At 66.4% G+C, this 24,303-nt stretch carries 25 protein-coding genes; 12 read left to right on the top strand and 13 right to left on the bottom strand.

Annotation, left to right across the window (positions count from 1 at the left end; all coding sequences use genetic code 11):
* Positions 1-30: 30 nt before the first annotated feature.
* From pth to ACQY72_RS15145, 5 genes are all read right to left on the bottom strand, one after another.
* Positions 31-651, bottom strand: coding sequence for an aminoacyl-tRNA hydrolase (pth, locus tag ACQY72_RS15125; RefSeq protein WP_428154584.1), 621 nt, complete (start codon positions 649-651; stop codon positions 31-33).
* Complete coding sequence (locus ACQY72_RS15130) at positions 648-974, bottom strand: type II toxin-antitoxin system PemK/MazF family toxin (RefSeq protein ID WP_428154586.1); 327 nt, start codon at positions 972-974, stop codon at positions 648-650. The genes pth and ACQY72_RS15130 overlap by 4 nt, the downstream gene beginning before the upstream one ends.
* Entirely contained in the window at positions 971-1,210 is a 240-nt protein-coding gene (locus ACQY72_RS15135; protein WP_428154588.1) for an antitoxin MazE-like protein, read from the bottom strand. The genes ACQY72_RS15130 and ACQY72_RS15135 overlap by 4 nt, the downstream gene beginning before the upstream one ends.
* Positions 1,211-1,313: 103 nt before the next feature.
* On the bottom strand, positions 1,314-1,955 hold the full coding sequence (locus ACQY72_RS15140; RefSeq protein ID WP_372693418.1) for a 50S ribosomal protein L25/general stress protein Ctc: 642 nt from the start codon (positions 1,953-1,955) through the stop codon (positions 1,314-1,316).
* 133 nt (positions 1,956-2,088) lie between these two features.
* Positions 2,089-4,377 (bottom strand): ATP-binding protein, encoded by a 2,289-nt coding sequence (locus tag ACQY72_RS15145; RefSeq protein WP_428154590.1) that lies wholly within the window; start codon positions 4,375-4,377, stop codon positions 2,089-2,091.
* 146 nt (positions 4,378-4,523) lie between these two features.
* Between ACQY72_RS15145 and ACQY72_RS15150 the strand changes: the two genes are divergently transcribed.
* From ACQY72_RS15150 to phoB, 6 genes are all read left to right on the top strand, one after another.
* Complete coding sequence (locus tag ACQY72_RS15150; protein ID WP_428154592.1) at positions 4,524-5,921, top strand: ATP-binding protein; 1,398 nt, start codon at positions 4,524-4,526, stop codon at positions 5,919-5,921.
* Positions 5,922-6,061: 140 nt separating this feature from the next.
* Positions 6,062-7,492, top strand: coding sequence for a phosphate ABC transporter permease subunit PstC (pstC, locus tag ACQY72_RS15155; protein ID WP_428154594.1), 1,431 nt, complete (start codon positions 6,062-6,064; stop codon positions 7,490-7,492).
* Complete coding sequence (gene pstA, locus ACQY72_RS15160) at positions 7,485-8,789, top strand: phosphate ABC transporter permease PstA (RefSeq protein WP_428154596.1); 1,305 nt, start codon at positions 7,485-7,487, stop codon at positions 8,787-8,789. Before pstC ends, pstA begins: the two co-directional genes overlap by 8 nt.
* A gap of 4 nt (positions 8,790-8,793) precedes the next feature.
* Positions 8,794-9,744, top strand: a complete 951-nt coding sequence (gene pstB / locus ACQY72_RS15165) for a phosphate ABC transporter ATP-binding protein PstB (protein WP_428154598.1) — start codon at positions 8,794-8,796, stop codon at positions 9,742-9,744.
* Positions 9,745-9,748: 4 nt separating this feature from the next.
* Positions 9,749-10,474 carry a phosphate signaling complex protein PhoU gene (gene phoU, locus ACQY72_RS15170; RefSeq protein ID WP_346496427.1) on the top strand — a complete coding sequence of 242 codons (726 nt, stop codon included), beginning with the start codon at positions 9,749-9,751 and terminating at the stop codon, positions 10,472-10,474.
* Between the two features lie 20 nt (positions 10,475-10,494).
* Positions 10,495-11,187 (top strand): phosphate regulon transcriptional regulator PhoB, encoded by a 693-nt coding sequence (gene phoB, locus ACQY72_RS15175; protein WP_135195153.1) that lies wholly within the window; start codon positions 10,495-10,497, stop codon positions 11,185-11,187.
* A 4-nt stretch (positions 11,188-11,191) separates the two neighbouring features.
* Here phoB and ACQY72_RS15180 read toward each other — a convergent pair whose 3' ends face one another.
* Genes ACQY72_RS15180 through ACQY72_RS15190 form a run of 3 tightly spaced genes read right to left on the bottom strand, consistent with a single transcriptional unit; the run spans position 11,192 to position 12,733 of the window.
* The gene (locus ACQY72_RS15180; RefSeq protein WP_428154600.1) at positions 11,192-11,491 is read right to left on the bottom strand and encodes a type II toxin-antitoxin system RelE/ParE family toxin; all 300 of its coding nucleotides are present in this window, start codon (positions 11,489-11,491) and stop codon (positions 11,192-11,194) included.
* Positions 11,488-11,769 carry a hypothetical protein gene (locus ACQY72_RS15185; protein ID WP_428154601.1) on the bottom strand — a complete coding sequence of 94 codons (282 nt, stop codon included), beginning with the start codon at positions 11,767-11,769 and terminating at the stop codon, positions 11,488-11,490. The genes ACQY72_RS15180 and ACQY72_RS15185 overlap by 4 nt, the downstream gene beginning before the upstream one ends.
* 40 nt (positions 11,770-11,809) lie before the next feature.
* On the bottom strand, positions 11,810-12,733 hold the full coding sequence (locus ACQY72_RS15190) for an Hsp33 family molecular chaperone (RefSeq protein ID WP_428154602.1): 924 nt from the start codon (positions 12,731-12,733) through the stop codon (positions 11,810-11,812).
* 224 nt (positions 12,734-12,957) lie between these two features.
* Between ACQY72_RS15190 and ACQY72_RS15195 the strand changes: the two genes are divergently transcribed.
* The 3 genes from ACQY72_RS15195 (at position 12,958) to ACQY72_RS15205 (ending at position 17,430) form a co-directional block, all read left to right on the top strand.
* Positions 12,958-13,497 carry a hypothetical protein gene (locus ACQY72_RS15195; protein WP_428154603.1) on the top strand — a complete coding sequence of 180 codons (540 nt, stop codon included), beginning with the start codon at positions 12,958-12,960 and terminating at the stop codon, positions 13,495-13,497.
* Between the two features lie 121 nt (positions 13,498-13,618).
* The gene (gene serA, locus ACQY72_RS15200) at positions 13,619-15,511 is read left to right on the top strand and encodes a phosphoglycerate dehydrogenase (RefSeq protein ID WP_428154604.1); all 1,893 of its coding nucleotides are present in this window, start codon (positions 13,619-13,621) and stop codon (positions 15,509-15,511) included.
* A 116-nt stretch (positions 15,512-15,627) separates the two neighbouring features.
* Positions 15,628-17,430, top strand: a complete 1,803-nt coding sequence (locus ACQY72_RS15205; protein WP_428154606.1) for an autotransporter domain-containing protein — start codon at positions 15,628-15,630, stop codon at positions 17,428-17,430.
* Positions 17,431-17,452: 22 nt separating this feature from the next.
* Here the strand turns inward: ACQY72_RS15205 and ACQY72_RS15210 are convergent, their stop codons facing one another.
* Positions 17,453-18,016, bottom strand: coding sequence for a GGDEF domain-containing protein (locus tag ACQY72_RS15210; protein ID WP_428154607.1), 564 nt, complete (start codon positions 18,014-18,016; stop codon positions 17,453-17,455).
* A gap of 184 nt (positions 18,017-18,200) precedes the next feature.
* On the opposite strand from ACQY72_RS15210, the gene purE reads away from it, so the two are divergent.
* Entirely contained in the window at positions 18,201-18,692 is a 492-nt protein-coding gene (purE, locus tag ACQY72_RS15215) for a 5-(carboxyamino)imidazole ribonucleotide mutase (RefSeq protein WP_372693407.1), read from the top strand.
* Entirely contained in the window at positions 18,693-19,766 is a 1,074-nt protein-coding gene (locus ACQY72_RS15220) for a 5-(carboxyamino)imidazole ribonucleotide synthase (RefSeq protein WP_428154609.1), read from the top strand.
* Between the two features lie 315 nt (positions 19,767-20,081).
* On the opposite strand, the gene ACQY72_RS15225 is transcribed toward ACQY72_RS15220, so the two are convergent.
* The gene (locus ACQY72_RS15225; RefSeq protein WP_428154611.1) at positions 20,082-20,729 is read right to left on the bottom strand and encodes a COQ9 family protein; all 648 of its coding nucleotides are present in this window, start codon (positions 20,727-20,729) and stop codon (positions 20,082-20,084) included.
* Between the two features lie 187 nt (positions 20,730-20,916).
* On the opposite strand from ACQY72_RS15225, the gene rpsU reads away from it, so the two are divergent.
* On the top strand, positions 20,917-21,177 hold the full coding sequence (rpsU, locus tag ACQY72_RS15230; protein ID WP_135195633.1) for a 30S ribosomal protein S21: 261 nt from the start codon (positions 20,917-20,919) through the stop codon (positions 21,175-21,177).
* 326 nt (positions 21,178-21,503) lie between these two features.
* Here the strand turns inward: rpsU and ACQY72_RS15235 are convergent, their stop codons facing one another.
* The 3 genes from ACQY72_RS15235 to ACQY72_RS15245 all read right to left on the bottom strand — a co-directional run bounded on the left by ACQY72_RS15235 (position 21,504) and on the right by ACQY72_RS15245 (position 24,240).
* Positions 21,504-22,862 carry an ABC transporter permease gene (locus tag ACQY72_RS15235; protein WP_428154613.1) on the bottom strand — a complete coding sequence of 453 codons (1,359 nt, stop codon included), beginning with the start codon at positions 22,860-22,862 and terminating at the stop codon, positions 21,504-21,506.
* Positions 22,859-23,806, bottom strand: coding sequence for an ABC transporter ATP-binding protein (locus ACQY72_RS15240; protein WP_428154614.1), 948 nt, complete (start codon positions 23,804-23,806; stop codon positions 22,859-22,861). Before ACQY72_RS15240 ends, ACQY72_RS15235 begins: the two co-directional genes overlap by 4 nt.
* A gap of 86 nt (positions 23,807-23,892) precedes the next feature.
* Positions 23,893-24,240 (bottom strand): DUF3060 domain-containing protein, encoded by a 348-nt coding sequence (locus ACQY72_RS15245; RefSeq protein WP_428154616.1) that lies wholly within the window; start codon positions 24,238-24,240, stop codon positions 23,893-23,895.
* Positions 24,241-24,303: the final 63 nt, after the last annotated feature.

Genomic DNA, 24,303 nt, shown 5'->3' on the forward strand with positions numbered 1-24,303 from the left:
CGGGTCGGGCAAACACGGCGAACAGATCTGTCAAAGCTCGCCGCGCGCGACCTGGCGCGGGCTGAACTTGGGGGCGGGCGCGAGGCGCAGGACCTCGCCCTGATAGCGTTCGTCGTCGCCGGCGGCGGCGAAGGGCAGGGCGTCGGCGCAGGCCTGGAGCATCGCATCCAGCCACGGCTGTTCGGCCTTGTGGAAGTCGCCCAGGACGTGGGGCATGACCAATTCCTTCTCGCCTGGATGGCCGATGCCCATACGTGCGCGGCGGAAGTCGGCGCCCAGGTGGCTGATCAGCGAACGGACGCCGTTCTGACCGGCCGCGCCGCCGCCGGTCTTCATACGAAAACGGCCCGGCGCCAGGTCGATCTCGTCGTGGAAGACGATGATCTCGGACGGCTTGATTTTGTAGAAGCGCGCCGCCTCGCCGACAGCACGGCCGCTCTCGTTCATATAGGTCTGGGGCTTCATCAGCAGCACCTTGACCGGGCCATCGGCCGTCTCGACCTGGCCCTCGCTGACGATCGACTGGAACTTGGCCCGCTCGGGACCGAAGCGCCAGCGACGCGAAATCTCGTCGGCGGCCATGAAACCGATGTTGTGGCGGTTCTTCTCGTATTTGCCGCCCGGATTGCCGAGCCCAGCGATGATGATCATTCCACGCCCAGCCCCAGAACGAAAAGCAGATGAAGGTCGAGCATGGCGCGTTCCGTTTGGTCGAGGCAGCCGATCACGTCGCCGCAACGTGCGAGAGCGATTGGATACATCTTGTCCGCCTGAACAAGGCTTGGCTTTCTCAAGCCATTGCCAGGCGTGGGTTGCAGCATGAGACGATAGGGAGCGGTCTTTTCCGTGTCGCTGGTCATCAGACAAACCAGGATCGTGCCGGTTTGCACGATATCGGCCTGGACCACGACGGCGGGTCTAGGCTTGCCGTGGTCGCCTGACACCGCGACGGTGATGATGTCGCCGCGATTCAATAGGCTTCCGTCGCATCGTCCTCGGAAAGATCCTGCATCAACATGGCCTCGATGAAGGCAACGGTGGCGCGTTCGCTTTCGCTATCGCGTATGCGGACCTGATCCGCCATCAGGCGTTCACGAAATCCGGGGGCGTCGGGGTCCAGCGCCCAAACGCGGACCTGCTTAAGGCCGGCGGCCTTCTTGCGCTCACGATAGCGCTTGTACTTGTCCGGCCGCGCCGTGTGCAGGTTCATGCCGAAAAGGTAGCGCGCCACCTGCGACCGCGCAACCTTGGGCAAAGAAAAGCCCCGCCGCGGCGAACCGGGCGGGGCGCAATCTTCTCGAAGAGACGAAGGATCAGTCTTCGGTCTTCTCGACCGGAGCGACTTCGGCTTCGGCGGCGTCAGCGGCTTCGTCGGCGGCTTCCGACAGAGCGGCGGACGAGATCTTGATCGTGGCGATCACGAAGTCACGGTCGGTGATGGTGGCTTCCGCGCCCTTGGGCAGGTTGATGTCCGACATGCGGATGGTGTCGCCGATCTCGGCCTTGGCCAGGTCGACAACCAGTTCTTCCGGGATCTGGTCGGCGCGGACCAGGATCTCGACGGCGTGACGCACGACTTCCAGCGAACCGCCCTGACGCGAGAACGGAGCCTCGTCGGCGTTCGCGAAGTGGACCGCGACTTCGATCTTGACCGGGGCCTTGGCGTCGACGCGCATCAGGTCGAAGTGCAGGGGACGGTCCGACACGGGGTCGAACTGCACGTCCTTGGCGATGACCGGCTGGGTCTCGTCGCCATACTTCAGGGTCACCAGGTGGCCCAGCAGCTTGCCGGTGTAGAGGGACTTGCGGAAGTCCTTCTCGTTCACCGAAATGGCGACGGGGGCTTGCTCGCCGCCGTACAGGACGCCCGGCACGAAACCAGCGCGACGCGCAGCGCGAGCGCCGCCAGTGCCGACGCCATCGCGGACGTCCACGTTCAGAATGATCTCGGCCATGTGGCTCGCCTCAACAACAACGGAAACGCCGCGCCAACTCGTAGGCTCTCGCGGCGGGGGTGATGAACCCTCGAATTCAAGAGCGCGGGCTATTACACGCATCAAGCCCATGGCGCAACCGTCAAAGGTCCGCTCAAGCCGCTTGCGCCCGGTCCTTCAGCAGCGAAACGGGCGCCGCGACGATGCCTAGCAGTTCGGCGGCGTTGAACGGCTTGGCCAGATGGTGGTCGGCGCCCGCCGCGCGTCCGGCGGCGACGTGTTCGGGCATGGCGTTGGCGGTCAGCATGACGATGGGCGTGCGGCCTAGCCCCATCGTCGTCTCGTGCAGACGAATCTCCTGCGTCGCCGTCAGCCCGTCCATGATCGGCATCTGCATGTCCATCAACACCAGGTCGAACGCATCGGCGCGGAAGGCTTCCAGCGCCTGGGCGCCGTTCTCCGCGATCACGATCTGGGCCGAGGTCTGGGCGAGAATCAGTTCGATGACGCGGCGGTTGGTCGGATGGTCGTCCGCCACCAGCACCCGCACCGCGCGCTGATCGTCGTCGGCATAGGTCTCCACAGCCATAGGCTCCCGGCTCTTGGGGGCTTCGCATTGCCTCAGCGGCAGGGTCAAGATGAAGGCGGCCCCGCCGCCCGGCTCGCTTTCGCATCCCAGGTCGCCGCCCATCATTTCCGCCAGCTGACGGCAGATGGACAGGCCCAGGCCCGAGCCGCCGAACTTGCGCGTGATACCGCCGTCCGCCTGTTCGAATCGGTTGAACAACCGGCTGCGGGTCGCGGCGTCGAAGCCGATGCCGCTGTCCTCGACAGTGAAGCGCAGCACCGGCCGCCGGTCTTGATCCAGGCCGCGCTGGACGATCAGCCCGACGAAGCCCTGGCTGGTGAACTTCACCGCATTGGAAATCAGATTGGTCAGCACCTGTTTCAGGCGAACGGCGTCGCCCAGCACCCACACATCGTCCTCCAGATCGATGTCGACGTGAAAGTCCAGGTGCTTCTCGCGGGCGTTCTCGGCATACAACTGAGCCGCCTCACGCACGACGGTCGCCAGTTCGAAGGCGTCCTCGGTCAGCTCCAGCTTGCCCGATTCGACGCGCGCCAGATCCAGGATGTCGCTGAGCAGGGTCTGCAGCGTCTTGCCCGACGCCTGCATCAGATCCAGCATCTCGCGCTGGTCCGGCGTCAGTTCGGTCTTGGACAAGGCCTGAGACAGACCGATCACGCCATTCAGGGGCGTGCGAATCTCGTGGCTCATATTGGCCAGGAACTGGCTCTTGGCGACGTTGGCGGCCTCGGCGGCGTCGCGCGCCTCGGCCAAAGCCTGAGCGTCGCGTTTCAGGTCGGTGATGTCGTTGCAGACCGTGACCGTGCCGCCTTCCGAGGTGCGCCGGTCCTGGATGCGCAGCCAGCGGCCGCCGGCGACCTGCTGCTCGCTGTTGGACGACAGATGACGCCGCGCCTGCATCCGTTCGTTCAGCCATTCCTCCTCGCGCCCCAGCGCCTCGGCGTAGCGGCCTTCGTCGATGCCGATCCGCAAGGCCTCGCGGAAGGACAGGCCGACGATGAGGTGAGGTTCAAGCTCGGGGTTCACCTCGGCGTAGCGAGCGTTCCACAGGACCAGCCGGTCCTTCGAATCATAGAAGCCCAGCCCGTCGGGCATGGCGTCCACCGCCTCGCGAATGCGGCGCAGCGCGGTCGCGCGCGACATATAGGCCATGACGCCAAGGGCGCCGGCGATGCCGCAGATCAGCAGCAGGATGGCGCCCAGCAGCACGCGCATGGCCTCGGACGATATGCCTTGATCCATCATGACCGTAGGGTCGGGCGTGATGCTGATCGCCGCCATGCCGACGAAATGAAGCACGATCACGGTCATCGACAGGCCTGTGGTGGTGACCAGCAACCGTATGGCCCCGCCGCGACGATAGAAGAAGGCGGTCGTGCAGCCGACGATCATCGCCGCGATTATGGACGTGGCGACCAGGCCGGAATCCCAAATGATATGCGCCGGGCCCTTGATCGCGGCCATGCCGAGATAATGCATGGCGCCGACGCCTGCGACGGCGATCACGGCGGCCAGGACGCGCCAGATCCGCCCCTTGCCCATCATCGTGGAGCCGATCGTCAGGCCGATCATGGCAAGAGCGACGCCGAGCGAAGCCAATGTCAGAAACAGATCGTAGCGCACCGGCACACCGGCGACGAATCCCTGCATGGCCACGAAATGGGTCGCCCAGATCGACAGGGCGCCGACTACGGTCGCCAGAATGGCCGAGCGGCGACGTCGAGCAGGATCGCGAGTCCGCTTCCGCTCCATGAAGTGGGTCGAAACGCCTAGACCGACCAGGCAGATCAGGGCTGCGAACACAGTGATCCGCCAGTCGTGATCGTGCGTGATGCAAAAGATGATGCGGTCCACGAGGCCTCCCCTTGGGGACACAGTCGCAGAAAATCCTAAATAAACCGTGCGGCGAAGCTTACTCAATCAGCAGGCTGTCGGCGCGCCGTCACAGAATCCGTGCAAGGATCGCAAAACGCGTTCCAGAACGAGGTCGCTCTCCCTCCATGCCTTACGAAGTCTCGCCATCGCCCGTCGCGCCGGTTTCCACCTCGCGGCTATGGACGGTGGGCGCCAGCATCGGCATCGCCATCGTGATTTTGCTGATCCTGGCGATCCTGCATCCCGAGCTGGCGAACTGGCTGGTCGGCGGGGCCGTGGTCGTGGCGGCTTCGGCTTGGCTTTTGAACGTGTCGGAAACGGCGGAGACCGCTCCCGCCGCAAGTGACGGCGGGCAGGCGGAGTCTTCGACGGATATTGTGACGGGCGACCTACTGGACCGGGTGTTCGAGGCGCTGGACGACCCGGTGCTGGTCGTCAGCGGGGGCGAGCCGGACGACATCGCCGGCCGACGCATCGTCATGGCCAATGGCGCAGCGCGCGACCTGCTGCGCATCCAGCGTCAGGGCGCGCTGCTGGTTCAGGTCATTCGCGAACCCGGCGTGCTGGAGGCGGTGGACGAGGCCCTGTTCGGCGGCACGGCGCGCACCACCGACTATGCGACGGGCGGTCAGAGGGATCGACGCTGGCGCGCCTGGACGCGCCCCTTGTCGGTCGAGATAGGCGCGGCGCCGGGTGCGGAACTGGCCCTGCTGATCCTGCGCGACGAGACCGACGCCCGGCGCACCGAGATGATGCGCGTCGATTTCCTCGCCAATGCCAGCCACGAGTTGCGCACGCCGCTAGCCTCGCTGAGCGGCTTCATCGAGACGCTGAAGGGCCATGCCCGCGACGACGTCGCTGCGCGGGACCGATTCCTGGACATCATGTCGGCTCAAGCGGACCGGATGGGTCGTCTAGTGGCGGATCTGCTGTCGCTCAGCCGCATCGAACTGAACGAGCATATTCCGCCGTCGGGCCGGGTCGATCTGGACCGCGCCGCCTCGGACGTGGTGGACGCTATCAGCGTGCTGACGCGCGAAAAGGAGATCGTCATCGCCTTGGACCAGGGGGAGGCGAGGGCGTCGATCAGCGGGGATCGCGACGAGATCCTGCAGGTCGTGCAGAACCTGCTCGACAACGCCGTCAAATATTCGTCACGAAGCGGGACGGTCGAGATTTCGGTCCGTTCGGACCTGTCGTTCGACGAGGCGTGGGCGTCGCGCATGCCCGGCGCGACGCGGCTGCCGCTGGTCACGCCTGACCGGGCGTCCGGGATCTCATACGCCGCCGTGACGGTGCGGGATCATGGACCCGGCATGGCGCGTGAACACCTGCCACGCCTGACCGAGCGCTTCTATCGGGTCGAGGGCCAGAAGAGCGGCGAACGGCAGGGGACCGGCCTGGGGCTGGCCATCGTCAAGCACATCATCAATCGGCACCAGGGCGGCCTGGTCGTCGAAAGCGCGCCCGGCATGGGCGCGGCCTTCACCGCCTGGTTCCCCCAGCCGGTCGAGCGGCGCTAGAGCCGCGAGGGCCCGTCGGTGTCACCCAACTGTCATCGACCCGTCGTAATCCGCTGACCATTCACAGGCAGTAGTCGCGCCGCGTTGGTCCCGATGTTCAGGACCGTCGCCGATTCGCGCACGGCGCTTCGGACTTCTGAATGATCTGGATTTACCTGCTGATCCTCATCGCGCTGAGCGCGGCCGCCTTCCTCGGCGGACGCGAGCTCGCGCGTCGTCGCGCGGTCGGCGCCAAACCTCATTCCCGGCCCGGCCAGCACGGCGCCTATGCGCTGATCTGGGTTGCTGCGCCCGCCCTGCTGGTGCTGATCCTGGCCTCGGTCTTCTCTGCACCGTTGCAGCGCCAACTGACCGCCGTCGGCACGCCTGACGCCGTCGCCGCTCTGGAACACTTCCGCCGCGACGCCTTCTTCGCCGACGCCCACCGCGTCGGTCGCGGCGAGCCTGCCCTGCAGATCTGGGAGCGCCCGCTGGCCGAGCATCTGCCGGTCGAGGCGCGCCGCATGGTCCGCATCGAGCGCACCCTGTCCTGGGGCGGCGGGGTCGCCGCCATTCTGGCCGCCATCCTGGGTGGCCTGTTCGCCCTGACCCAGATCAAGCCCAACATCCGCGCCCGCAACCGGGTCGAGGGCTGGATCTACGGCGCCCTGTTCGTCTGCTCGGCCATCGCCGTCCTGACGACCCTCGGCATCATCGCCTCTCTGGCCTTCGACAGCTTCCGCTTCTTCCAGAAGGTGCCGATCCTCGACTTTCTGTTCGGGACCCAGTGGAGCCCCCAGATCGCCATCCGCGCCGATCAGGTCGGGTCGTCGGGCGCCTTCGGGGCCGTGCCCCTGTTCGCCGGCACCCTGCTGATCATGGTGATCGCTATGTGCGTCGCCGCGCCGATCGGCCTGCTGTCGGCCATCTATCTGTCGGAATACGCCGGCCGTACGACCCGCGCGGTGATCAAGCCGCTACTGGAGATTCTGGCCGGCGTGCCGACCGTCGTCTATGGCTTCTTCGCCGCCCTGACAGTGGGGCCGTTGCTGCGGGTCTTCTTCAACGAGATTGGCCTCTTCCTGATCGGCGGGCCTCTGGACGGACTGGGCCAGTATCTGTCGCTGGTTCAGAACCAGATGGCCCTGACGGCCGGCGCCGTGATGGGCATCATGCTGATCCCGTTCGTCTCGTCCCTGTCCGACGACATCCTGAACGCCGTGCCTCAGTCGCTGCGTGACGGTTCATTCGCCATGGGCGCCACCAAGTCCGAAACGGTGAAGCGGGTCCTGATGCCTGCAGCTCTTCCGGGCGTCGCCGGCGCGCTGTTGCTGGCCGTGTCGCGGGCCATCGGCGAAACCATGATCGTGACCATGGCCGCGGGCCTGGCCGCCAACCTGACCTTCAATCCGCTGGACACCGTGACCACCGTCACCGTGCAGATCGTGACCCTGCTGACCGGCGACCAGGAGTTCAACAGCGCCAAGACCTTGTCAGCCTTCGGCCTGGGCCTGACCCTGTTCCTCGTGACCCTGGTGCTGAACATCATCGCCCACCGGATCGTCCAGACCTATCGGGAACAATATGACTGACGCGACCCCCGACCGGATCGACGGCGTCGCCGCCAAGGGGCGGCTGGATCGTCTGCGCGCGGGCCTGAAGCGTCGGCACGCCAAGGAAGCCCGCTTCAAGTGGTATGGCCGCCTGGCCATCGCCGCCGCCATGCTGTTCCTAGCGGTCCTCTTGGTCCGCATCGTCGAACAGGGCCACACCGCCTTCTATACCCATACGGTGACCGTGCCGGTCTATATGGACCCGGCCCGCATCGATCGCGCCTACCCGCAAGGCTCCAACTTCGAGCAATTGGCGGCCGAGCAGCAACTGGCCCGCATGGGCGTTCAGGACGACGCCGCCGGAACCAGGGCTGCACAGATGAAGCGTCTGTTTTCGTCTGAACTGAAGTTCGTCGCCGCCGACCTAGTCTCGAAACGCAGCGAAGTCATCGGCGAGACGGTGCCCCTGGCCGTCCCTCTGTCCGACGACGCCGACCTGTATCTGAAGGGTGAAATCTCCAGGGAGACCCCTGAGGACCAGCGCCGCCTGACCGACCAGCAGATCGCCTGGCTGGACCGGATGCAGACCGAAGGCGTGATCGGCTCGCACTTCAACACCGCCCTGTTCACCAATGGCGACTCGACCCAGCCGGAACTGGCGGGCGTGTTGGGCGCGGTGGTCGGCTCGGCCCTGATGCTGATGGTCACGGCCCTGATCGCCATTCCGCTGGGCGTCGGCGCAGCCATCTGGCTGGAAGAGTTCGCGCCCAAGAACAGGCTGACGGACATCATCGAGGTCAACATCAACAACCTCGCGGCCGTGCCGTCGATCGTCTACGGCCTGCTGGGCCTGGCCCTGTTCATCAACTGGATGCATCTGCCGCGCGCCAGTCCGATCGTCGGCGGTCTGGTCCTGGCCCTGATGGCGCTCCCGACCCTGGTCATCGCCACCCGCTCGGCCCTGAAAGCGGTGCCGCCGTCGATCCGCGAGGCCGCCCTGGCCATGGGCGCCTCCAAGACGCAGACGGTGTTCAGCCACGTTCTGCCGCTGGCCATGCCCGGCGTCATGACTGGCGCCATCATCTCAATGGCCCACGCCCTGGGCGAGACCGCGCCGCTGCTGCTGATCGGCATGGTCAGCTTCGTGCCCGGCGTGCCGGCGGCCATCGACCAGCCGGTCGGGGCGCTGCCTTCGCTGATCTACATCTGGGAGAACGCCTCGGAGCGGGCGTTCCACGAACGCACCGCCGCGGCGATCATCGTCCTGCTGGTCTTCATGATCATCATGAACGCGGCGGCCATCATCCTGAGGCGGCGCTTCGAGCGCCGGTGGTAAGAGAATGAAATTCCGTATTTTCCGCTCCGCCGAAGACCAGACCGGCGCCGGTCCGGTCGATCCGACCGAGACCCCGCGCATGGGCGGCCAGGTCCTGCCCGAAGTCACGCCGTCCAAAGCCCGCGCCGCCGCCGAGCCGCGTCTCGAAGACGCGACGCCCGTGTCGAACGCCACCGTCGTGGACAGCCCGCCGGTCGGCCCGATCAAGATCGCCGCGCGCGACGTGTCTGTCTTCTATGAAGGCAAGCAGGCGCTGTACGACGTCTCGCTGGATATCCCGGACAAGACCGTCACGGCCCTGATCGGCCCTTCGGGTTGCGGCAAGTCGACCTTCCTGCGGACGATGAACCGCATGAACGACACCATCGCGGGCTGCAAGGTCACCGGCCGGATCGCGATGGATGACGAGGACATCAACGACCGCTCCATCGACCCGGTGCTGCTGCGCGCCCGCGTCGGCATGGTGTTCCAGCGCCCGAACCCCTTCCCGAAGTCGATCTACGAAAACGTCGCCTACGGCCCGAAAATCCACGGCCTGGTCTCGTCCAAGGCCGAGATGGACGACGTGGTCGAAAAGGCCTTGAAGCGCGCCGGACTGTGGGAAGAGGTCGCCGACCGCCTGCAATCGTCGGCCATGGGCCTGTCTGGCGGTCAGCAGCAGCGTCTGGTCATCGCCCGCGCCATCGCCGTGAACCCCGAAGTCATCCTGATGGACGAGCCCTGCTCGGCCTTGGACCCCATCGCCACGGCGCGGATCGAGGAACTGATCGACGAACTGCGCGAGCGGTTCTGCATCGTCATCGTCACCCACTCGATGGCCCAGGCCGCGCGGGTGTCGCAACGCACCGCCTTCTTCCACATGGGCCGTCTGGTCGAGACCGGGGATACGGAAGACATCTTCCAGAATCCACGCGAACGGCGCACGCTCGACTATATCACGGGACGCTTCGGCTAATCCGATGAACCAGCACACGGTCAAAGCCTACGGCGACGAGCTGAATCAGATCACGGCCGAGGTCGCCCGCATGGGCGGCCTCGCCGAGGCCCAGGTGGCTGACGCCATCGATTCCGTCGCCCGGCGCGATATCGCCCTGGCCCGCGCCGTGGTCGAGCGCGACCTGAAGCTCGACGCCCTGCACCGGGACATCGAGAAGAAGGCCATTCGCCTGATCGCCCTGCGCCAGCCGGTCGCCAGCGACCTGCGCCGCACCTTGGGCGCCATGAAGATCGCCACCGATCTGGAGCGCACCGGCGACCTGGCCAAGAACATCGCCAAGCGCGCGCTGATCCTGGCCGAGGGCGAGCCGATGCAGCCGCTGACCCGTTCGATCGAACGGATGGGCCGACTGGTTTCGACCCGCCTGCGGGATGTTCTGGACGCCTACACGGCGTCGGAACTGGATCGCGCCGTCGCCGTCTGGCAGACCGACGACGAGGTGGACGAGCACTACAACGCCCTGTTCCGCGAACTGCTGACCTACATGATGGGCGATCCGCGCACGATCGGCGCCTGCACCCATCTGCTTTTCATGGCCAAGAACCTGGAACGGATCGGCGACCACGCGACCAACATCGCCGAGACCGTCCACTACGAGATCACGGGCGAAGACATCGTGGGCGAACGCCCGCGCGCCCAGCCCACGGCCGAGGATTCCGATCCGACGCCGAACCTTTCGACTCATTGACCTGAGACCGGAGACCCGACGTGCAGCCCTATATCCTTGTGATGGAAGACGAGGACGCGCTGGCGACCCTTCTTCAGTACAACCTCGAAAAGGAAGGCTACGACGTCGCCGTCGCCGCCGACGGCGAGGAGGGCATGCTCCAGATCGACGAGCGCCTGCCCGACCTGGTCTTGCTGGACTGGATGCTGCCCAAACTGTCGGGCATCGAGGTCTGCCGCCGCATTCGCGGCAAGGCCGAGACCCGCAACCTGCCGATCATCATGCTGACGGCGCGCGGCGAGGAGAGCGACCGGGTTCGGGGCCTGGACACCGGCGCCGACGACTATCTGACCAAGCCCTTCTCGATGGTCGAACTGATCGCCCGCATCCGCGCCGTTCTGCGCCGCATCCGTCCGGGTCTGGCCGACGACCGCCTGAACCATGGCGATATCATCATCGATCGCGTCTCGCACCGCGTGAAGCGTTCGGGCCAGGAAGTGCATCTCGGCCCGACCGAGTTCCGCCTGCTGGACCACTTCATGCAGCATCCCGGCCGGGTGTTCAGCCGCGAACAGCTGCTGGACGCCGTCTGGGGCTCCGACGTCTATGTCGAGGCCCGCACCGTCGATGTCCATGTCGGCCGGCTGCGCAAGGCCCTGGCCATCGCCGACGAAAGCGCCAACCCGATCCGCACGGTCCGCTCGGCGGGCTATTCGCTGGATCTGGAAGGCTGATCTTTCAGATTTCGATCTGCTGTCCGCGATAGAGCAGGCGCAAAATACGAACCTCGCCTTTGTCTTCATCAACGACAAACACCAGGGTCACGCTTTTCTCGAAGCCGATCAGACGCACGCCGGGTAAGATATCGTCCCGGACTTCCGCACGCATGGGATAGTGCATCAGGCGAAGGCTGAACGACCGAAGTCTTTCCGCGTAACGGTCGGCGGTCTTCCGCCCTGCGTTTTCAGCGACCCAGTCGTAGATGGCGTCGAGGTCGGCAAGGGCGCGCCTTGAAAAGACCAGGCGCCAAGGCTTCAACCGGCGGCCTTTCGGGCGAGATGGCGGGCCTGCACTCCGTCGAAAGCCCCTTCGGCCGGAATGCCCGGCTCGTCGCCTGACTTCCACGCGTCATAGGCGGGTCTGACTTCCTCACGCACCCAGGTTGCGATATCCGGGTCCTGACCGAGCAGGTAGCTCGCCACGCTCTCCAGCACATAGGCTTCGGCGGTTTCGGAAAAGCCCGAGGCGACCTTTGCGTCGATCTCGCGCGCTGTCTCCTCGGGCAATTCGACGGTGATCTTGCGTGTGGCGGCCATGGTGCGATCCTCTCATGAAACCGCCCATGCCGCTACCGGCTCAGATCTGCTCGGCGACCACTTCGTCGGGGTCCAGCGCATAGACCGTGGCGCAGTATTCGCAGGTGACGTGGATCTTGCCATCGTCTTCCAGCATCTCGGCGCGTTCGGCCGGGTCGAAAGAGGCCAGGACCGAGGCGATGCGGCCGCGAGAACAACGACAAACGGCCGTCAGTTCGCGCGCGCCCTCCAGCCGAACGCCGTCCTCGTGGAACAGCCGGAACAGCAGGGTCTCGGGCGAGATGGTCGGATCGACCAGTTCGTCGTCGCCCAGGGTGCCGAACAGGGCGCGGGTGCGGTCCCAGACCTCTTGCGTCGAGCCGCGTGCGTCGTCGCCGGCGATGATCTGGATCATCGCCCCGCCGGCCCGCCATTGCGAGCCCGTCTCGGTCTGGACCTGACCGACGGCCAGCCGCACCTTGGTTGGCACCTGTTCCGACTGCTGGAAATAATGCTCGGCCGCCAGCGACAGGCTCTCGCCCTCGATCGGCGTGATCCCCTGAGTGCGTTCGAAGTCGGGGCCGCGATCCAGCGTCATGATGAAGACGCCCTGGCCCAGCAAGGACCGGGCGCCGGGACGCGCGAACCCGCTGGACGCCTCGGCGACCTCGGCCTCGTCGTAGCGGCAATAGCCGCGCAAGGACCCGTCGGTGCCATAGTCGGCGACGACATAGCGCACCGGCCCGTCGCCCTGGGCCTGGACCAGCAGCCGACCTTCGAACTTCAGGCTGGAGCCGATCAGGGCCGCCAGGGCGCAGGCCTCGCCCAGCAGGGCGGCGACCGGCTCGGGATAGGCGTGGGCGGCCAGAATCTTGTCGATGGTCGCGCCCAGGCGGACCAGGCGACCACGCACGGGCCAGCCCTCGATCTGGAAGGCGGCGGCCAGATCATCGGAAACGGGGGTGTGAGGCGCGTGATCGGTCACGGCGAGGTCCTTTGGCGACGTCATTTCGGGATCGCGGCTATTTAGGCGCCCGAAGGCCCGATGATAAGAGGTTCATCCGTTGCGGCGCGGCACGTCGTTCTGCGCGATGATTTCTTCTGCCTCGGCGATACGACGGAACCGTTTCCAGCGCGGTTCGCTCTTTTGGCTCAAGCGGAGCCGTCGCTCCGCCCATCACCACGCCAATCACTGAAGAGGTTCCGCCGATGATCCGCGATATCGATCCGATCGAAGAGATTCGCAAACATCCCGGCATCACCGCCGGCAGCCTTGCCGCCATCGTCCTGGGCGCCGTCGCGGTCGTCTATCTGACGCAACGCAGCGGTCCGACCCGCTATCAGCGTATCAAGACCCGTATCGATCCGCGCGGCTGGGTGGACACATCGGAACTGCGCGATCGCTTCCATGACGCCGTCGACGCCTTCCGCCACCGGGCCGAAGATGCGGGCGAACGCGCCAGCGAACTGTCGCGCGACGCACGCCATCGTGCCGCTGATGCCGCCTACGATGCGCGTGATCGGGCCGATGATTGGTTCCGATCGGCCCGCAAGGGCTCCAAAAAGGCGTTGAAGAAGCAGGGCAAGACGGCGCGTCGTTATGCAGACGATGCCGGCGCCTATGCTCGCGATCATGCGCGCGAGGGCGGGGCGATTCTGGCCGTCGCCACCATAGCCGCCGCCATCGGCGCGGCCGTGCTGGAAAGCCGTCGTCCCGACAGCCGCGTGCGCCGTATCGTTCACTTCTGACATTTTCTTGCCGCCCGCCGTGTGAAAATCGCGACGGGCGGCAAGGTTTAAGCGCAACTGAGCCCAATCATCAGCACGGCTTGGCTTTGCCGCAGGCGCGAAGGCCGCTAAGACGCCGGCCATGAGCGCTCGCCCCACCCTGATCTTCGACTTCGATTCGACCCTGGTCGATTTCGAGACCCTTGAGGCCCTGGCCGACATCGCATTGGCCGATGCGCCGGGCGCGGCCGAGACGCGTGCGCAGATCGCAGCCCTGACCGATCAGGCCATGGCCGGAGAGCTGGAGTTCGGCGAGGCTTTGCGCCGTCGTCTGGCCCTGCTGCCTCTTACGCGCGCCCATGTCGCGGCGCTGGCGCTGACGGCCTCGGATCATCTGACGGCGTCCGTCCGCCGCAACCTGAACTTCTTCCAGCAGAACAAGGGCAAGGTGATCATCCTCTCCGGCGGCTTCCGCGAGGTGATCGCGCCGGTGGCGGAAGAGTTGGGCGTCTCGCCCGACCGCATCCTGTGCAACGACCTGGTCTATGACGCCGACGACCGCGTGATCGGCGTGGACGACGCTAATCCTCTGTCGCACGCCAACGGCAAGCCGGCCGCCATCCATGCCCTGAACCTGTCGGGCCGGGTGGTCATGATCGGTGACGGCTGGAACGACGCCGAGGTCAAGATCGCCGGCGCCGCCGACGCCTTCTACGCCTTCACCGAGGTGGTGCGCCGCACGCCGGTGGTTCAGGTCGCCGACGCCGAGGCCGCGTCCCTGGACGAGGTGCTGCACGCCGAGGGCCTGGTCGGCCGCTGGTCCTTTCCGCGCAGCCGCATGAAGATGTTGCTGCTGGAAAACATCCACCCCGCCGCCGTCGAGCGGCTGGAGGAGGCGGGCTATTCGGTCGAGACGGTCAAGGGCGCTCTGGACGAGGACGACCTTATCGCCGCGATCAAGGGCGTGCACGTGCTGGGCCTCCGTTCCAAGACCACGGTCAGCCGCCGGGTGCTGGAAGAGGCCGACCGTCTGATGGCCGTCGCCGCCTTCTGCATCGGCACCAACCAGATCGATCTGGACGCAGCGTCGGATCACGGCGTGGCGGTGTTCAACGCCCCCTATTCGAACACCCGCTCGGTCGTCGAACTGGCCATCGGTCTGATGATCGTCCTGATGCGCGACGTGGCGGACAAGTCGGCCGCCATGCATGTCGGCAAGTGGAACAAGTCCGCCACGGGCTCCAAGGAACTGCGCGGCAAGACCCTGGGCATCGTCGGCTATGGCGCCATCGGCAGCCAGTTGTCGGTGCTGGCCGAGAACCTGGGGATGCGGGTGCTGTTCTACGACCTGTCAGAGCGGCTGGCTCTGGGCAATGCCCGGCGGATGCGTTCGCTGGACGCCCTGCTGGGCGAGAGCGACGTAGTCACCCTGCATGTCGATGGCCGCAAGGACAACGCCAACATCTTCGGTGCGGCCCAGTTCGCCAGGATGAAGGAAGGCGCGCTGTTCCTGAACCTGTCGCGCGGCCATGTGGTCGATGTCGGCGCCCTGTCCCAGGCCATGGGCTCGGGCCGCGTCGCCGGCGCCGCCGTGGACGTCTTCCCGGAAGAGCCGCGCACCAACGCCGATCCGTTCGAAAGCCCGTTGCAGGGCCTGCCCAACATGATCCTGACGCCCCACATCGGCGGCTCGACCGAGGAGGCGCAGGAGGCCATCGCCGAGTTCGCGGCCGAGCGGCTGCTGGGCTATCTCAATCGCGGCGACACGACCTTCAGCGTCAACCTGCCGAACGTGCAGTTGGCCGAGGTGTCCGGCACTCACCGCATCCTGCACATCCACAGGAACCAGCCGGGCGTCCTGGCCGAACTGAACCGTGCGCTGGCGTCGGCGGGTCTGAATATTCTGGGTCAACACCTGAAGACGGACGAGCGCACGGGCTATGTCATCACTGATGTCGACCGCGACTACGATCCCGAAGCCTTGCGCGAGCTCAAGACGGTGCCGGGCACGCTGAAGTTCCGCACGTTGCAGTGATGCGTCTGTCCCAAATATCTTCCGAAGACTGACGTAGCGGCATCTTGCGCTTTGCGCCGACTGGCGCATCCTCCGGTTCAACGGCCGCGAACCATGACGGCTGCGGGAGGATTCATATGTCACGCTATCTCACCGGCGGCGCCGTCGCCGCTCTGGCGCTCGCCGCCTGCGCCTTTGCAGGTTCAGCCTCGGCCCAGACCTACAACCGTCTCGTCGTCTTCGGCGACAGCCTCAGCGACAACGGCAACCTGTTCCTGATTTCGGGCGGGACCCAGCCGCCGTCGCCGCCCTATGCCCGTCGATTCTCGAATGGGCCGACGTTTGTGGAGCTGCTGGGCTTCAACGCCGCCAACTTCAACGGCTCCGTGACCGGCAGCATCAACTACGCCTTCGGCGGCTCTCGCACCGACTCCTCGGCCGGCGTGCCGTTCGGCATGTTGAACCAGCTGTCGCGCTACACCGCCTCGGGCGGCCGGTTCAGCTCGACCGATCTGGTCAGCGTCCTGGGCGGCGCGAACGACATCTTCCAGGGCCTGCCCGCCGCCGGCGCCTCCGCCAGCCCGGTCGCCGCCATCACGCCAGTCGCCACGACTGCGGCCGCCAACGTCAACAGCCTGGTCAACACCGTGGCGGGCGCCGGCGCGGGGACCATCCTAGTCACCAACCTGCCCAAGCTCAGCCTGACGCCTCAGTTCCGCGGCACGACCGCCGCGCCCCTGGCCGACTTCGCCGTCACCACCTTCAACACCGCCCTTCAGACGGGGCTGACGACCACGGCCGCCGCTCGCCCGGGCAGCAACATCATCATGATGGACCTGTTCAAGGTCGGCGATACCCTGGCCGCCAATCCGGGCCAGTTCGGCATCACCAACATCACCCAGCCCTGCTTCAACGGGGTGACGGTCTGCTCGAACCCCGACAGCTATTTCTACTTCGACGGCGTCCACCCGACGGCGGCGGGGCACCGGATCATCGCCCGACTGGCGACCGACTACCTCTACTATGGCGACATCGGCGCCCAATCGACCCTGCAGGGCGAGACCACCTATCGTCACCGCGAGGATGCCCTGGACGCCGCCAGCGAAGCTCTGTCGGGCCGCGAGGCCTGGGAGGCTGGGGTGTCGATCACCACGGCGGCCCTGATCGACAGCGTCGATACCGATGCGCGCGGCTCGGTCACTGAATCGTCCAGCGACGGCTGGGGCGGGCGGATCGCGCTGGAGGCCGGACCCTCGGCCAACTGGCGCTTCGGCCTGGCGGGAACGGCTCGTACCACGGACGTCGATAGCCAGGCGCTGAAGTTCAACGTCGAGAGCTTCGGCCTGGACGTCTATGGCGGCTGGCGCTCGGGCGACGTCTTCGTCAACGCTGCCGTCGGCGTGGCGCGCGACAATATCGACGACATCGAACGGCTCACCAGCCTGGCGCCTATCGTCCACACGGCCGAGACGCGGGCGTTCAGCACCGGCGCGCGGCTTCAGGGCGGGATGTGGTTCGACATGGGCGGCATCGCCCTGTCGCCCCGCGCGGCCCTGGCCTATGTCTCCAGCGACGTGGACAGCTATTATGAGCAGGGCGTCGCGGCCCAGTATCAGTATGGCGACCGCACGGTGAAGGCCCTGACCGGCGAGGTCGCCTTGCGCGCCGAGGCCGAGATGGGCCGGTTCGGCGTGTTCGCCGAGGGCGGCTATCGCGACGCCCTGGACGACAGTTCCGACCCGGTGCGCGTGGGCATCTTCAACAACCCGGCCCAGGTGCAGTCCCGCGAAATCGACGATCCGTTCGGCGGTCAGTTCCTGGCGTCTGCGGGCGTCGAGGGTTCGGTCGGGCCGGTCAAGGTGACGGTGGCCTATCGCGGCCGCTTCGGCGACCACGCCGACAGTCACCTGGGCGGCATTCAGCTGACCTTGCCGTTGTAGACAAAAGGCTCGGGAAGGGGCCTCAGCGCCCCTTCTTGCGCACCCACATGGCGGCGTCGGCCTCGGTCAGCCAGGTCTCGGCGTCGGTATGGCCGTCCCAGGCCCGCACGCCGAACGAACCGCCCAGTTCGGTCTTTTGCCCGCCCCAGACGAAGCCTTCGCTCTTCAAGGCCTCGGACAGTTGGCGCGCCTTGGCCCGGCCCTCTTCGTAGCCCGCGTGCAGCATCAGCAGCGCGAACTCGTCGCCGCCCAGCCGACCCACGGCGTCCGACTCGCGCAGATTGGCCAGGAACAGCTCCGCCACCGCCACCAGGGCCGCATCGCCGGCGGCATGGCCCAGCCGGTCGTTGACGCTCTTGAACCCGTCCATGTCCAGATACAGCAGCACCGCCGGCACCCCGTGCCGCTGGCAATAGGCCATGGTGCGATGCAGGGCGGCGACGAAACCGCGCCGGTTCAGGGCGGGCGTCAACACATCGTGGTCGGCGGCGGCCTCGGCGGCGGCGGCGCGCGTCTTCCACGCTTCCAGCTCGACGCGCAGGCGCTCGATCTCAGCGGTCAGGTCGTGTTCGGCCACGTCGGTCACGGCGCAGGGATGGCTCCGAAGGCGCGACTCAGTCTGCGTCGCACGGTCGAACGATGGTAGAGCGTGATCCGCCGACATTGAAGGCCGACAATAAGGGCCTATGAGGCTTGAAACCGCCCGCTTGCGGTTGCGGGCGTCACCCGCGTGCTGTAACGGGCGCCTTTCCGCGAGGGGCCTTACAGACATGGCGACTTCCGCACCGCCGGTGGCGATCATTATGGGCAGCCGGTCCGACTGGCCGACCATGAAGCTGGCCGCCGACCGCCTGGACCAACTGGGCGTCGCCTGGCAGGCCACGGTCGTCAGCGCGCACCGCACGCCCCAGCGCCTGGTCGAGTTCGCCACGGGCGCCAAGGCCGCAGGATACAAGATCATCATCGCCGGCGCCGGGGGCGCCGCCCACCTGCCGGGCATGGCCGCCTCCATGACCGAACTGCCGGTGCTGGGCGTGCCAGTCCAGTCTAAGGCCCTGAAGGGCATGGATAGCCTGCTGTCCATTGTGCAGATGCCGGCCGGCGTGCCCGTAGCGACCCTGGCCATCGGCGAGGCGGGCGCCGCCAACGCCGGCATTCTGGCCGCCCAGATCCTGGCCCTGTCGGACGAAGGGCTGGCGCAACGCCTGGCCGCCTTCCGCACCGCCCAGACCGATTCCATCGCCGAAACCGTCGAGGACTGAGTGCCAGATCTTCCGCTTCCCCCCGGTTCGACCCTCGGAATCATCGGCGGAGGCCAGCTGGGCCGGATGTTGAGCCAAGCCGCTTCGCGCCTGGGCTTCGACGTCGTCATTCTGGACCCCGAGGCCGACAGCCCGGCGGGCCGCGTCTCGGCGCACCAGATCGTCGCCGCCTATGACGATCCCGACGCCCTGACCGCCCTGGGCCGCGCCGCCGACGTGGTCACTTTCGAGTTCGAAAACGTCCCCGCCGATTCCATCGAACGCCTGGCCGAGGCCGGCGCCCTGGTTGCGCCGGGGCCGACCGCGCTGCGCGTGTCGCAGGATCGGGTGGACGAGAAGACCTTCCTCAACGTCGTCGGTGCCCCGACGGTCGCCTTTGTCGTCGTCGATACGCTGGACGATCTGGTTGTCGGCCTGACGACCCTGGGCGTGCCGGCTCTGCTGAAGACCCGCCGCGAAGGCTATGACGGCAAGGGCCAGGTCTGGATTCACGCCATCGAGGATGCGCCCGCCGCCCTGGAAAGCCTGGGCGGCCGTCCGGCCATTCTGGAAGCCAAGGCGACCTTCGTGCGCGAACTGTCGGTCATCGCCGCCCGCGACTGGGACGGCCATATGGCGGTCTATCCGCTGGGCGAGAACCGGCACGAGGGCGGCGTCCTGCGCACCACCCTGGCCCCCGCCGCCGTGGACGAAAAGACCCAGGTTCGCGCCCGCGCCATCGCCGAGGCGATTCTCGATGGGTTGGACTATGTCGGCGTGGTGGGCGTCGAACTGTTCGACCTGGGAGAGGACGTCCTGCTGGTCAACGAGATCGCTCCGCGCGTCCATAACACCGGCCACTGGACCCAGGACGGCTGCGTCTGCGACCAGTTCGAACAGCACATCCGCGCCGTGACCGGCTGGCCGCTGGGCCCGACGACCGCCCACGCCCGCATCGAAATGACCAACCTGCTGGGCGAAGAGGTCGAGGACTGGCGCAAGCTGTCGGCTAAGTCCGACGAACGCCTGCACCTCTACGGCAAGGCTGAGGCCCGCCCGGGCCGCAAGATGGCGCACGTGAATCGGGTGTTGTAGAATACCGTTGTGGAGACTGAGCCCGACACTATCGCCTTGAGTGACGTCAAACAAACTTGGCGAGAGAATATCAAAGGCACGTTCGTGATGTGGCGCGCTCTCGTTCTAGGTTTGGCGCTGCTGATCGCCATCTTTTCGATGAGCGAAGGCGTATATATTCCTCAGTCCATCGCCGGGAGGCTTGTTTTCTTTGTAATCGCGGCAGTAGGGGTGCCTACCTTGGCGCTATTGGTGTGGTTTCTGGTTGCGTTAGCTTTTTGGCCTTGGACCCGGAAGGCACGGGTCAGTCGGTCAATTACGGAAGCCGACTGACGTCTAACCCCGCGCCCCATACCGCATCCGGCTCAGCGCATCGCTCACTTTCCTGAACGGCGCGTCGAAGTCCTTGCCCGCCTTCCACTTTTCGAACGCCATGACGTTTTCGATTCGCCGCGCGACGAAGGCTTCCGCCGCCTCGCGTCCGTCGAACCAGCGCATGGTCAGGGCGGGGATCAGGATGCCCGACAGGATGGTGCGCTTCGAATAGTGGTTCCAGTCGGTCGCCTCGTCCCCGGCCCAACGCCACAGATGGTCCGCGCTCTCCCAGGCCAGTTTCAGCCCCAGGTCGGCATGGACGGGCAGGGCGAGGAAGGCGGCGCAGCTGCGCGTGGCCTCCAGGTCGGCGGCGCCGGCCTCCATTCGTTCGGACACGGCGCGGGCGATTCGCTCGCGAATCTTCAGCGACTTGGCGTCGATCTGGCCCAGGGCCGCCAAGGCACGGTCATCATGGCGGCGCGACAGCAGGGCGGCGAGATCGCGCGCGCCGTTGGGCAGCAGCAGCTCCTCGTCGCCGCGCGACAGGCCGCACGCCTCGCACGCTTCCCGCACCAGACGCGCGTTCCAGCCCAGGGCCGGCGCGCGGGCGATGGCGGCGTCCAGCACGGTCTGTTCGGTCCGGTCGGCCCAGTCTGTCGTGTCGATCATGGCCTGATCATACGCCTGTCGCGCCGGGGTTTCGAGCCTTGAAGAATGGTCGCGACGATCTGGACAGGTGCGGGCGGCTGGTGTATCAGCGCGCCTTCATCCGAGAGCCTTAACTTTCGGAAGACGATTTTATTTGTTCGCCCGTCTCCCTCACAGGACGCGGCGGGCGGCCAAAGGAGAGTTCAACCTGGTACAGATTTTCGTTCGCGATAATAACGTCGATCAAGCGCTCAAAGCCCTAAAGAAGAAGATGCAACGCGAAGGCAGCTTCCGTGAAATGAAGCGCCACGTGCATTACGAAAAGCCGTCGGAAAAGCGCGCCCGTCAAAAGGCCGAGGCGATCCGTCGCGCTCGCAAGCTGGCCCGCAAGCGCATGCAGCGCGAGGGCCTGCTGCCCGCGCCGAAGCCGCGCGTTCCCGGCGCTGGCGCCGGTGGCGGCAGCCGGTAAGGCCCACGCTTAGGGTTTGGCGCAAGCCAAAAGATTTGAGGCCGCCTCCTTCGGGAAGCGGCCTTTTTCTTTGTCTCCTCCCCGCGAAGCGCGGAGGGGGCCCGCGCGTAGCGTGGTGGAGGGGCTGGTGCTCACACGCTCGTTTCGTCATTCCGGGCGAAGCATAGCGAAGACCCGGAACCCAGCGGCGCGCGGGAGCGCGAACCTGTCGCGGATGCGATCTTCCCGCACCCTGCGGTGGACGCATCGCCTTCGGCGCCGCTGGGTTCCCCGGTCTGCGCCGCGAAGACGCGGCTTGCCGGAGAATGACGAAAGGGAAGAGATTCCTACGTCCGTCCGGTGATCGCCCGGCCGAAGCTCTTCCAGCTCAACTTCACGTCTGACAGCGCCCCCGCACGGAAAGCGCGCCCTGCGATCCAGACCATCAGGGCGGCGGTGGCGAACATGCCCACCAGCGTCAGAATCACCTCCACCAGCGGCGGATCGCTGGGCGCGCGGGCGCTCATAAGGAAAGGGGTGAAGAAGGGGATCCATGACAGCACCTTCACCACAGGCGCGTCCGGGCTGGTCAGGGCCATCTGCATGACCAGGATCGGCACGACCAGGATCATCATGATCGGCCCCATCAGCGTCTGGGCGTCGCGCGGCGTCTCGCAGAAGGCGCCTATGGCCGCGAACAGCACCGCATACATCAGGTATCCGCCGACCATATAGGCGATGAAATAGAAGATCAGGCCGTCGTGCAGCAGCACTTCGCCGATCGTCGCCGCCGTCTCGGGCGAGGCCGACAGCAGGCTGAACGTCCCGATCCCGCCCCACACCCCCATGACGGTCAGCGTCAGCAGCGCCACGCCCAGCACCTTGCCCGTCAGGATCTCGGTCGCAGACGCCGAGGACAGCAGCACCTCCAGGATCTTGTTCGATTTCTCTTCCATCACGCTGTTCAGCAGGATGGACGCGCCCGTGATCACCAACGACCACAGCAGGAACCCTGCGCCCAGGCCGATGAAGGACGGAATCCGGTCACGCATCGACACCTCGCCCCCGCTGGCGGCGTTGGGCGAAAAGGCCTTCACCTCGGGCCGGAAGGTCTGGACCTCCTGGGCCACGGCCGGCGCGACGCCGGCGGCGGTCAGCAGTTCGGTGCGTCGCGCGTCGCGCAGGGCCGTGCGAACGAAGCTGGACACGTCGTTGTCGGTGGCGCGAGCGGTCCAGACCTGGGCGGCGGGCTTGCCATCTATGCGGTTCAGGAAGACCACGGCGTCCAGGCGGCGGTCCTTGGGCGCCGCCTTGTCCAGCGCCGCCTTGATGGCGGCGTCGCGCGCCGGGCCGGTCGCATCGGCGATGGCGGGCGGGGCGGCGACCAGACGGATCTTGGGCCCGCTGATGGAGGCCACGGCGCGCCCGGCGCCGGCCTGACCCTTTTCGGCGGCCTCGCGCAGGCGTTCGTTCTGGCGGTCCAGATCGGATTGCAGCGAGGCGCGGACGGCGGCGGCCAGGCCCGTCGCGGCCGGCCCTTCCTCGATCACCGCCACCGCCTTGATCGGCTCTGCCGAACGGATCAGCAGGGGAATGCCCCCGCCCAGCACCGCGAACAGCGGAAACGCCAGCAGCGACAGCCAAAAGCCGACGGTCTTGGCGTAGGCGACATATTCGCGTCGCGCGATCAGCAGGGTGCGGTTCATCGGACGGCCTCCGCAGGTGCAGCGGGTTGATCGGGATGGTCGCCGGTCAGGCCGATGAAGGCGTCGTGCAGCGTCGGCTCCTTCAGCGCGAAACCGCGCACGTCCAGACCGTTCAGGAAGGCTGTTTTCAAGGTCTCCTGACCGCCCGCGCCAGGCGACAGGGCGATCTTCAACCGGCGCACGCCGTCTTCGTCGGACACCGTCTCGACGCCCGCCACGCCGGGCAGGGCGGCGGCGGCCTGCGCGCTGATCGCGCCCTCCAGATCGAGGAAGCGGGGCGAGGTGGTCCTGGCCTGATCCACCGTGCCCTCGAACGCCTTGCGACCGCGCGCCAGCAGCACGACCTTATCGCACAGACGCTCGGCGTGCTGCATCACGTGGGTCGAGAACAGGACCGTGGCGCCGTTCGCCGCCAGGTCGCGGATCATGGCTTCCAGACCCTGCTGGTTCATCGGGTCCAGGCCCGAGAAGGGCTCGTCCAGGATCACGAACTCGGGCTGATGCACGACCGAGGCGATCAGCTGCACCTTCTGCGCCATCCCCTTGGACAGCTCCTTCATCTTCTTTTTCTGCGCGGCGCCCAGACCCTGCTGCTCCAGCATGGCCTTCGCGCGCTTCTTGCCTTCGGCGACCGGCAGGCCCTTCAGGGCGCCGAAGAAGCTAATGGCCTCGACGGGGGTCATCTTCTTGTAAAGCCCGCGTTCCTCGGGAAGGAAACCGATCCGGTCGCGCACCTTGCGCCCGTCGTCGGCGCCCAGGATTTCGATCCGTCCCGAGGTCGCCGGCTGCAGCCCCAGAATCATCCGCAAGGTCGAGGTCTTGCCTGCCCCGTTCGGCCCCAGAAAACCGCAGATCAAACCCTTCTCGACCTGAAAGCTCAGATCACGCACGGCGTCGAAATCGCCGTATCGCTTGCCTACGCCGTCCAGCGTCAACGCCGCCATGTCGCCCCCCATCTTTTGACGGTCAGCCTAGCAAGCGAGGCGACGCGGAGGCCAGCGGCAATCGTCGGATGTGGGCGGCCCCGCCTTCAGTCCTGAAGACGGATGACCTGGTTGTCTACGCCTTGAATGCTTTGGCGGGGTTGTGCGCTCGAACGCCAACGCACGGTTTGGCTCGTGCCCTCGACGACGATCCGAGCGTTGGGCTTGAGGTCGATCGTGACTTGATTGTCCGTTCCGGCCAACTCAAGCCCGGCGCATTCGCCCGTGAACGTCAGAACGTTGCCCGCTCCGTCAACCTGAACCGACCGGCCTTCGCAGGCGATGGTGCTGGTCTGTCCGACGCCGGAAATTTCGATCTTGTCGGCGTCGCGGCTGGACGTGCCGACTTGGCCTTGGGCGACGGCGGCGAGAATGGCGAGGGCGATGAGCGTCATTTGATCTCACAAGCTGAGCTGCAGGAGACGGATGAACGCCCGTCTGGATCGTTCGATCCCTTC

The organism is Brevundimonas sp., from assembly GCF_965279155.1.
GTDB lineage: Bacteria > Pseudomonadota > Alphaproteobacteria > Caulobacterales > Caulobacteraceae > Brevundimonas.